This is a genomic window from Helicobacter vulpis (assembly GCF_003660395.1).
GTDB classification, from domain to species: Bacteria; Campylobacterota; Campylobacteria; order Campylobacterales; family Helicobacteraceae; genus Helicobacter; species Helicobacter vulpis.
In genome coordinates, this window is the sequence record NZ_QXQT01000072.1 from 1 (window position 1) to 804 (window position 804).

Annotated in this window: 1 protein-coding gene; it reads left to right on the plus strand. The window is 41.3% G+C overall.

Going from position 1 to position 804, the window contains the following annotated elements; genetic code table 11:
* Positions 1–544: LPD3 domain-containing protein (locus EAO38_RS08600; RefSeq protein ID WP_121022880.1), on the plus strand; the 544-nt coding region annotated here is incomplete at its 5' end.
* Positions 545–804: the final 260 nt, after the last annotated feature.

An 804-nucleotide genomic window follows, 5' to 3' on the forward strand; every position in this document is an offset into this window, starting at 1 on the left:
AAACCAACTCAACCAGCTAGTCCAGCGCACCGACTTTGACAACGCCACCAAAGCCCTCATCAGAGAGATTGAGGGGGGCTTACCTCCAGATGATGGAGGTAAATCCTTTGAATATAAAACAGAGGGGACGAAAGATATTAAAGATTTAAGGACAGAGTTAAGGCAAAGTCTAGTCCCCATTTTAAACCAAGACATTAAGAACAAAGAAACGGGGGTAGTTGCTAGGATTTCAAGAAAAGGGTTAGACAAAATATCGAGCACAAAGGCTTTAAATAAGAGTTTAGCGAATGGCTTTACCAAAGAGGAGCATTTTAGGGTAGGAGCAAATATTAAAGCCCTTTTTGAGAATGCTAGATTGAGACAAACACATGAGGATTATAAGGGACGCAGGGACATAAAAGCAGTGCATCGATATTTTGTGGGGATTAATATCAATGGCAAAAAAGCAGAAGTCAAGATCACGATAAGGGAGAATCTACAACAAGGACACAAAATCTACAGTATAGAGCTAGAAGAACTAAACCCCCTACCTCGAGGGTCATAGCACACCAATATAACCCGGTAGGGGCGGACCAAACTCACTAGGTGAAAGGATATGCCAAGTCTGTATGAACTTTTCCACGACTATTGTAAAGCCCGTGAGAGGAGCGTATAATAAAAACGCTTAATCTCAAATTAAAAGCCAACGCCACTAAAGCCCTCATTAGAGAGATTGAGGGGGGCTTACCTCCAGATGATGGAGGTAAATCCTTTGAATATAAAACAGAGGGGACGAAAGATATTAAAGATTTAAGGACAGAGTTA